Here is a 9,261-nt window from a genome sequence, read left to right on the forward strand (position 1 = left end):
GCTCTTAAAAAGGGTTGGATTACGCCTGTAACATGCCAGTTTGATGTACTACTCAGTCCAATCTTAGTCCTCGTGCTGTGTAGTATGTTTTTCGACCCATTTGAGCCGCTTATCAATGTGCTGATCTTGCCTGCAAATTCCTTAGCGTTGTTTTTGGTCCAAAAGCTACGGGAACGCCGACTATACAGCCGATGGGCTGTAGGCTGAAAGCTTTGATTTCTCGTTCAAGATAACGGCTAAAAGCCTTGAAAACTAGCTGAATTTCTGCGGTTATTGCAGAAGTTCCAAGAAATGAGACAGCCCCATAAGCATTGCGGAGTCAAGCGAATAACTCATTTTCTGGCTCTGTGCGATCGTCCGTCAGTCTCACGAGTTTTGGGCGTTACAACGTACTACAAAAACAGAACTCAGTCCAAGGTTAGTCCAGACCGTTTTTGAGACAACCTGTCTCAATCTGAGATAAGCACTGAAGTTTGCCAGTTCAGGTTGATCACGGTTGATAACGATCGTGGTCAGATTCTAGATTGACTAATAACAAAAAGACCATGTAAGGGCTGAAAGCCTTGCTCGTTCGTTGACAACGGCCAGCTCCCTAGAATTTCCCCAGTTTTGACTCGCTTATTGAACGAAAATCCTCCCTATTGAGAATCAGAAGAGGCGGGCACTCAGTCTGGCAAAAATCAGAGGATAATGAAATATCGGGTTTGGTTACTGCCCATGACTCAACAACTTCTAGATTCTGAAGAGATCGTTACTGAGCTTGACATCAGCCATCTGACGATCGAGGACGATACCCCTGTGGACAATTTTCAATCCGAGGAGCAGCAACGGTTATTGGTGGAGCCGCTCTATAGTTCTAAAGCTCTGCCAGCCCCATTTCTGGCAGCCGCGAATGTAGGGTTGTTTTACAAGCTCAAGGGTGATCCGATCGTGCCCGATATCTTGCTGAGCTTGGGCGTGCAGCGAGCCGACGACCTCTCCCAACGGCAAAACCGTTCATACTTCGTGTGGGAATTCGGCAAAGTGCCAGAAGTTTGCGTCGAAATCGTCTCTAACCAGGAAGGCGACGAGTTGACGTTGAGCAAGAAATCACGGCAGAAGGGCAAGACCACGATCAAGAAAGAGATTTATGCTCGGATTGGAGTCCGCTACTACGTCGTCTTCGACCCGCTCAAGCAGATTCAGGGCAAAGATGAGATGAATGAAGCGCTGTTGCGGGTCTGGTCGATCGCGCCCAGTGGCTACACCGAACTGACTCTGGCTGAAGGAATTACCCGAATCGGGCAATCGGTTTGGCTAGATGCGGCAGGAATAGGCTTGGCTTTGTGGGAAGGGCAGTTTGAGGAAGACGTGACGAGACTGTGGTTGCGATGGTGCGATCGCGAGGGGCAGGTGATTTCAACTGGAGCAGAAGGCAGAGAAATCGAACGGCAACGGGCAGATCGTCTGGCTGAGCGACTACGAGCAATGGGTATTGACCCGAACGAAGTGTGACCTACTGAAGTTGGAATATGAGCTAATTACTTAATGCAGTAATTGATTACTGCATTAAGTGTCCACGTCTTCTAGTGCTTCACTCAGTAGTAATCTAACGACTTCTGCTTTTTTCCTACCTGTCTTAGCGCACAGGATTGAGAGCTTACGGTGCATGGATTCTGATAAATCAACGGTTAAACGAACGGTAGGTTCTTTCTCTGGAGCGTCCATTAGCTTAGACATAAGACTTTGCTTAGAAGGTGTGGCAAGGGGCACAGGCTGTATTTCAGTTGGCTCTTGTGTGGATGGTTCAACTGGCTCAGATGAAACTATCTGTTCCTGTATGAATGGTTTAGTTCCGTAGACAAATTCTGACGCTAGAGTGTCATCTAATGATTTGCGGGATTTTTTAGCATTCATGGCAGTAGCTCCATGACTTCCTTAAACAATCCATCAAACTCACGAGCAGACTCAGCCGCAGGTCTACCACTCAACTCCCAAACGACTGCTCCTTGTCCAAACGTGTCGGCGATCGCTTGTTTTTGGTGAACGACCGTTTTGAGGATAGGCACCTCTGTTTTGCCCAGTAATATCATTGCCTCGTCCAATAGTTTCGTTCCCTTCACCGCTCTGCTCAAAAATACGGCTGCGGCAGGCGGTCCATTCCGAACAGATTGAGCTTGGCGAATTAGCCTCACTGCGTCGGAGGCAGATCGGAGATCAACGCCCGTAGGCTGGCAAGGAACAAGCGCCAAGTCAGTGCGAAATAAGATCGCTCGACTTGCCTCTGATAACCCAGCCGGACCGTCAATTAAAAGATAGTCACACTGGGTTGCAAGACCTGGAATCTCCTCTAATAGTTCGTCGGAAGACTGAATAACTCTTGAGGGGATTTGAGTATCTAGCGACTCTAGCCAGATGGATGACGATCGTTGAGCGTCTGCATCAACGACTAAAATCCTGTGCTTCTTCCGCGTTAGCCAGAAAGCAAAATGAACACAAGTCGTTGATTTTGCACAGCCACCCTTCTGATTCACAAATGCGATGACTGACATGAATTACTGCATTACTGTATTAAGGGTGCATTTACTGTACTGCATTAAGGAACTAATGCCACCTTTTTGCTGCCAAATTGTAAATATCAAGATTAAATGCATTACTTACTTACTGCATCAATGCAGTAAGTAAGTAATGCAAAAGGCATGAAATTGCCCTGTCAAAAAGGCGTTCTCGCAGCTTTTGGACTGTTACACTGCACTACAAAGAGCTAAAACCCTGATTCGCTTGTTCTTTCTGATGGCTGAAACCCTTGTCTTGGCATGGAACTTCTGCGGTATGTGCGATGAATCAATGCTTTGCCAATCAGAAGGGATTTTGTCCGAAACTAATAATCAGCGATGCTTTCAAGCTTCCGTAGCACAGAATTATATGTATCGTGGCTCAATCCTTCGGAGGAAAGTAGCTGATTTCTAGCAGGAAGTGCCGCCACTTGAACGGGACAGAATTAGGGTTGAGCCGCAAACCCTGCTCAAACTTCATCTGAGGTAGGCATTGAGTTAAACTCAGTGCCAGATATTGTCATAGGGTAGCTATTTGTTGAAGTGCCTGCAAAAATTCCTCATTCGGCTCAAACAGAGTTATGGTGAACTGACTATCCAAATCACACAGGTCTTTCAAAGCTTTTCTAATATTGTCACCAAATTTCGCTGGCTGAATAAATCGAGCACCTAGAACAGCCTGCAATCGTTCGGCATCGTTATAGAAGTACTCTTGCAGCAGTGGAATGACACGACGGTACCAAGCGAAATGAAGCTCCGTTACATTTTTGACGTTGATGAAGTAACTGTGTCCAATTTGGTAGTCACGTCCTAGCAGCGCTGTGATGCATTGATTGATGCGGGTCAATAATACTCCTAGGTCGATACCCTCAACAGTACCTAACAATGATGGATCAGGCATCAGCTCAACAAAAGTGAAACGCCGTCTTAAAGCAATATCTAGCAGAGCGATCGAGCGATCCGCCGTATTCATAGTGCCCAGAATATATAAATTTTCTGGAACGCCAAACTCTTCTTGAGAGTAGGGTAATCGAACTGTGATTTCGCTGTCTTCACCGAGTCTTTTGTCGTCCTCAATTAAGGTAATCAGTTCTCCAAAAACCTTGGCAATATTGGCACGATTGATTTCGTCAAGGATGATTAAATAACGATGTTCCGGGTCATTCTGAGCTTGGCGACAAATTCCTTTGAAGACACCATCGACAACTTGGTATTGAATTTGACCATCGACAGTCAGTGGCTTCAAGCCTTCTAAAAACTCCTCGTAAGCGAAGGATTGATGGAAGGTGACAAACCTCAAGTAGTCTGAAATAGCAGGCTTTCGTGCGTCAGGTTGCCGTAAGTCATCCAATGCATCTGCCAAATTGACCTCAATATACCCCTCCCCTTCTTCTGTCAGGCACCATTCACCCTGTTGATTTTTCTCAAACAGGTAAGGTGACTGACGGTTCTTATATTTAACGGTTTCCACATCGGGATGAGTATGAATCTGAAGCATTGCCCAAATCTGGTTGCTGAGTTTTTGAGTTTTGGTTAGGGACAAGTACTCTTGAATCAGCTGATCATTAACTAGCTCAGGAACTTTGAAATACTTTTGCGGGCGCTTTAGGTACATGGCAAGCGCGATCGCGTCATGCCATCTAAGGGGTTGCAGGATTTCGCGTCGTTGTTGCTCTGGAGCTAAGGGCGTACTTAGTTGCTCACCCAAGAAGAAGGACGCAAATTTATTAACGGCATACGTTTTACCAGTGCCAGGAGGCCCGTACAAAATTAAATTTCGTGTTTCTTCTGCAAGGGTGGCGAGCTGAACAATTTCTTCAGGCAACTGAATCCGGTCTGAGTCTTCAGCTTCAGGGAGAGGTTTGGCAGCCCGATCGCCTGGAGGAATTGCTGAGTATAGGAAAGCCATCATTTGCAAGGTATCCATACCCGCAAACTCTGGCTGGCTCTTCAAGAACTCTAGAAGTTGACGGTTCTTGGTATGCAAGCCTCCCGCTGGTTGCTGTCCAAAAGAATTCAGAAAATGAGCTAGATGGTAGGGATTTGAAATAGGCAAGAATTTATCGGGGAAGTACAGGTAGAGGGGTTTGGCTCGTAATCCATTACGGTTGGGTCCAAGTTTACTGCTACCGATCTGCTCCAATTGATCAAACTGGTTTGAGTCGGCCGCCTCAACGAGTGACACGAGACCTGCTCTGAGTCTGGTGAGTGCTTCGGTAGGGTCGCTGCACTGAAACGCTTTGTTCCATTTCCACTGCTGATCTCCTTTACTCCACCAAATCCCCCACTTACTTGAACTACCACCAGCCACGCTACCCAAGCGGTGCGTCTTAAACTCTAACCAGTAGCAAAAGCTGTCGGGCTTGCCGACAGCGTATTCTTCCAATGTCAAGTTGGGTAAATTTTCTATAGGAAATCGCTGTACGAAGGCTTCACGTAGTTGCCGGAGATTAGGTGGCATCTCTTTAGGATTGCTGCCTAACCAGGAGGCTAGTTCGACACGCCAATCTTTAGTTAGGCTATTCATAATCTCCCTCTAATATTTCTCTTAACTCTGCTTTCAATGCCTGTTTAGCATCGGGTTCTGATAAATCTTGTAACAGGTTGACCGTCGTTGCCCAAATTTCTTGGCTCGTTCCTTCAAGATTAAAGCGCACTCTTTGGGGAGCTGATAGCTCTACAGTTTGGGGGTACAGCATAACTACCCGTGGACACGCATATCGGTTGGCATAGGCATACATCTGGTAGAAGTCAGACTCAGCAACGCCTAGCTTGCGCTCCGCTTCATTGAGGTGCTTATATTTAACATCAATTACCACTGGGAATTTTTCGCTGTTTTGAAACACTAGGTCTGGTTTTAGGCGAAATACCTGCTGTCCTTCACGGTTTGCTAAGTATTTCATCACGCGCTGTCCTTGTGGTAGCAATTCACAGTGACTGAGCGATAGGGGCAAAATTTCATTGCGATGGCGCTGAATAAAACCTACAATGAACCGCTCAAATAGCTGATTCATATCAAATACGAACGAAAATGTTGTGACATCGCTGGCAGAGAGTTGCAATCCTAAGCGCTCCAGAAACAACCGGGCTAAGTTGAGCAACGGTTCGTACTGTTTATTGAGCCGGGACAGCTGAATTTGCTTTGCCATATCAGCTGTAACGACAGGCAAAAGCGTTACCTCATCCATCCAATATCTCAGTTCAGCCAGAACTTGACGATTACCGCTGTCACGAGTCAATTGCCCCAATCTCTCGACAACATACCGAAAAATGCGATTGAGAGGGTTGTCTACCGTGAATTCATCATAAGTGACCGTGAATAAGTGCTTTTGTTCAGGTCTCTTCAGTTGAGTAGCAATCTGCCACTTACCCTTAAGCACTGGAAGTACAGCATCGACCGGCTGATAGCTATGATGTGCAGCTTTTTGCCACTCCTGTTTCAGATGAGAAGCAAACAGGTAGATGAGTACTTCAAACCAGTTCTGCGATCTCTGAAGTGCAGCTAAATTCACTTCTCGAATCCCCAAGTATCCTGCATAATCGAGCATAAAGAGCAAATTACGGGCTGCTTCCTGTTGGCTCCGCTCACGATCGTGCGACCGATGCATCTTAGGAAGAATTTGAATCGTTCGTCGCCCTAGACGCAAGACCCCGACGTATTGCCTTGCTTGAAATTGAAGCTGCCCCTTCCTGACTACTGGTTTAAGCATTTCAATGCCAGTAGTTCTAGCTAACTGCTCAAGGCATTTCAACTCATAGCCATCTGAAATAGTCATTGATTCGTACTCAAAGAGAGTAACGAGTTCGGTTAGGGCGGTTCCTCGCCAAAGCATAGAGAGTCCCAGGATACGACTATGTGGTTAACTAATTCGCCGTCTTCGCTATTTTCCAAAAAGCACCTGGGTTTTCTATTCCAGCATAGGTACACAGGATCACGGACAGAGATAGTGCAGATGTAGAATAAATTCTGCTCCTTTTCCAGTGCTTCTTTACGAGCTTGGAGAACCGTCTTTTGAAATGTGAGCGGCGAGGTCATCTTACTTCTGTATGTAACAGACAGTTCACAATTGGCTAACTTACCTGTTCAGCTTCATGTTCTTGAAGTGTATCAATGATTTTCTGAGCGGTTGAAGTTGCCAGACTGTCATTTTCGCGCATTGATGCCCCCGTCGCGTTTGGACTAAAACCGTCGCGAAGGAACTCAAATAAAAGAATTCATAAGTTTGGCTTAAGTCGATCTTTGCCCATACTACAAGATGGGCCTAGATTTGGACTGTTACATCCTACTACAAAGAGCTGAAATCCTGATTCGCTCATCATCTGTGATAGCTGAAACCCTTGTGCTTGCGTGGAACTTCTGCTGCCGGTGCAGAGAAGCGAGCTTAATCGAGAGATTGGAGAACTTATTGATCAAGCGGTTCCTTGCTCAAACACAACTGAGCAGGCAAATACCGCAAGTCAGTCTTAATGTAGCTTTCAGCCTTGGCGATGTTTTTAGTCCAAAAGCTATGGGAATGCCGAATTGGCAAGTGGCTTTCTCACTTGAAAGCCGCCTGCTCTAGCTTTGCCGCTTTGACGACGTTAATATGTCCCTGCGACAAATAAAAAGTCACTGTACACTTCTACGCCTATTTCAACGATAGACTAACTGTCCATCCTTTCTGCTGGATCTCAGCGAATGAGTAATTCAGCGTCCCCCGATGCCCTACCTCAATGGCATAGAAGTCAGTTTTCGGGACGTTATCCACTTGGAAGGCGAACTCACAGACCACATTGGCATACTTTTCATCAGCAGGATGGACACCGTCACTCACTTTGGCAGTGGCAATGATCTTGCCTTGACCATCACGTACCGTCACTGGCATGCCACCCTCGACATCGCTATAGCCACCAGACCCATAACAATTACTAGTTGTACCGCCCAGATCAGAGTCCACTAGTCTAAATGTGCCCTTGATGGTGTGAGCGCTTGGTTCATCGGGCGCTGTAGAAGCTACCGGTACAGGACTGCTTGCTGAATCAGACGGAGGCGTTCGAGTAGCATGGGTCAAAGCACCGAAGCCCAGCCAGCAAGCACTAGTCAGCACAGCCGTCCCTAGCACAAGTCCTAACCGCTCCAGATTGCGAGTCGTGAGTTTTACGGTCACAGTCCCTAAGGCGTCAACCTCCGTCTTGGAGATGGGCACTGGTTTGTAGTGTTGCGGCACTCGTTGAATGGCAGCAGGGTTAACCTCTACAGCAACCTGACTTGCAGAGACAATTGAATCTGAAGAGGGCAGACTAAAGGATTCCTGCCAGACCACTGTAGACTGCCCTACCACTCGACCACGCACAATGACACGAGAAACGCTTTGAGGTCGAAGCTTACCAAGACCATTTCTGATGAAGCTAACCGTGTTTTGCTGCTCTGGAGGCGCTTGTGCTTCCACCTGAAGCACGAGGCAACCATTGTTGAACGTCGCTTTAACGCTCATACCACGCGGTTCAAGTGACCCATTGATTAAGTCAGCGATCGCTTGGGGCTTCCCGTCCTTTGCCAACTGTACAGTCTGTGACTGACTCATAACACCACTCCTACTGTGTATCCTACTGCTGCCTCACTTCTTACTGTGAATGCAGTCAAAACCATCAATGGTAAATACAGCGGCTGGCTTAGAGTGCCCTCCTCCCCTTAACAGATCAATATAGAAAGAAAAAGTTAGCCTTGCCAAGTAATTCCGTGGTTTGGAGCCGGGTTGTTCATTGCTGTTACTTCCTGGGATTCTTTACATAACCTCTCGAAAAGGTGTATCCTATATTGAGACGACTGAGTCTTATTATGATTCTTGGAAAACTGATTGCTATTCAAATGTCTTGATGTCAAGGTTGCTGGCGATTTGTTGCATCCTCTGTTGATTTGCATAACGTCAATTTGCATTGCGCTGTATTGCACTGCATGATAGAGATATCAAATCTCTTTCCTGGTTGGGCATACCCATGAGCAAGGAAAATATTACCTTTCGTCTAGATAGCGAGAAGCGAGCAGCATTGGATGAAATTGCGGCGGGGGTCGATCGTGATCGCAGCTATTTGATCAACGAAGCCATCACGCTCTACCTAGAGATGCACCAATGGCAAATTGAGGAAATTCATCGGGGCATCGCTGAGGCAGATGCAGGCGACTTTGCAACAGAGGAAGAGGTCAGTGCCGTATTTGCAAGGCTGACCCATGGCAAAGCCCGTTAAATGGCTGCGTAAAGCGCTGAAGAATCTGGAGCAGACCTATGACTATATTGCTGAAACCAATGTAGATGCCGCGATCGCGATAGTTCTCAGAATTCAAGCAGCGACGGATCAATTGTCTGAGTTTCCTATGATGGGCAGAACCGGACGGGTCGACGGTACGCGAGAACTGGTCATTGCCAATACTCCCTACATCGTTATTTATCGGGTTAATGGAAGCGCGGTAGAGGTCTTAAGAGTGCTGCATGCGTCCCGGAAGTATCCAGATTAAGGGATTTATGCTCAAAGATAAGAACGTCAACTCCGCTTGCAGGCAGAAGCCCACCATGCACTTGCTCGTTCTTGTGGGGGCAAACGGGGAATTCGGACAAAATCGTACGCTAAGCCTAAAAGTCTTTTCCTGTATGACTTACAGGATTTTATAATTTACTTGTCCGGTGTCCTAATCAGGCTAATATTGCCATCCCGCCCAAAACGTAAAGTTAGCCACACAGGCTATCGAAAG

The 9,261-nt window shown here is 46.8% G+C and carries 8 protein-coding genes; 3 read left to right on the forward strand and 5 right to left on the reverse strand.

What is annotated here, in order from left to right; genetic code table 11:
- Nucleotides 1–717: 717 nt before the first annotated feature.
- The gene (locus A8707_RS24770) at nucleotides 718–1,494 is read left to right on the forward strand and encodes a Uma2 family endonuclease (RefSeq protein ID WP_068819969.1); all 777 of its coding nucleotides are present in this window, start codon (nucleotides 718–720) and stop codon (nucleotides 1,492–1,494) included.
- A gap of 54 nt (nucleotides 1,495–1,548) precedes the next feature.
- Here A8707_RS24770 and A8707_RS24775 read toward each other — a convergent pair whose 3' ends face one another.
- From A8707_RS24775 to A8707_RS24795, 5 genes are all read right to left on the reverse strand, one after another.
- On the reverse strand, nucleotides 1,549–1,896 hold the full coding sequence (locus tag A8707_RS24775; RefSeq protein ID WP_068819955.1) for a hypothetical protein: 348 nt from the start codon (nucleotides 1,894–1,896) through the stop codon (nucleotides 1,549–1,551).
- Nucleotides 1,893–2,531: an AAA family ATPase gene (locus tag A8707_RS24780; RefSeq protein WP_068819957.1), complete on the reverse strand. Its 639-nt coding sequence runs from the start codon at nucleotides 2,529–2,531 to the stop codon at nucleotides 1,893–1,895. Before A8707_RS24780 ends, A8707_RS24775 begins: the two co-directional genes overlap by 4 nt.
- A gap of 523 nt (nucleotides 2,532–3,054) precedes the next feature.
- Complete coding sequence (locus A8707_RS24785) at nucleotides 3,055–5,061, reverse strand: McrB family protein (RefSeq protein ID WP_068819959.1); 2,007 nt, start codon at nucleotides 5,059–5,061, stop codon at nucleotides 3,055–3,057.
- Nucleotides 5,054–6,367 carry an McrC family protein gene (locus tag A8707_RS24790; RefSeq protein ID WP_082906500.1) on the reverse strand — a complete coding sequence of 438 codons (1,314 nt, stop codon included), beginning with the start codon at nucleotides 6,365–6,367 and terminating at the stop codon, nucleotides 5,054–5,056. The genes A8707_RS24785 and A8707_RS24790 overlap by 8 nt, the downstream gene beginning before the upstream one ends.
- Nucleotides 6,368–7,162: 795 nt before the next feature.
- Nucleotides 7,163–8,098, reverse strand: coding sequence for a hypothetical protein (locus tag A8707_RS24795; RefSeq protein WP_068819963.1), 936 nt, complete (start codon nucleotides 8,096–8,098; stop codon nucleotides 7,163–7,165).
- A 412-nt stretch (nucleotides 8,099–8,510) separates the two neighbouring features.
- Here A8707_RS24795 and A8707_RS24800 point away from each other — a divergent pair, with 412 nt between their 5' ends.
- Nucleotides 8,511–8,759, forward strand: a complete 249-nt coding sequence (locus A8707_RS24800; RefSeq protein ID WP_068819965.1) for a CopG family ribbon-helix-helix protein — start codon at nucleotides 8,511–8,513, stop codon at nucleotides 8,757–8,759.
- On the forward strand, nucleotides 8,743–9,027 hold the full coding sequence (locus tag A8707_RS24805; RefSeq protein WP_068819967.1) for a type II toxin-antitoxin system RelE/ParE family toxin: 285 nt from the start codon (nucleotides 8,743–8,745) through the stop codon (nucleotides 9,025–9,027). Before A8707_RS24800 ends, A8707_RS24805 begins: the two co-directional genes overlap by 17 nt.
- Nucleotides 9,028–9,261 lie beyond the last annotated feature (234 nt).

It is taken from the genome of Phormidesmis priestleyi BC1401, from assembly GCF_001650195.1.
In the GTDB taxonomy this organism is placed as follows: Bacteria; Cyanobacteriota; Cyanobacteriia; order Leptolyngbyales; family Leptolyngbyaceae; genus Phormidesmis_A; species Phormidesmis_A priestleyi_B.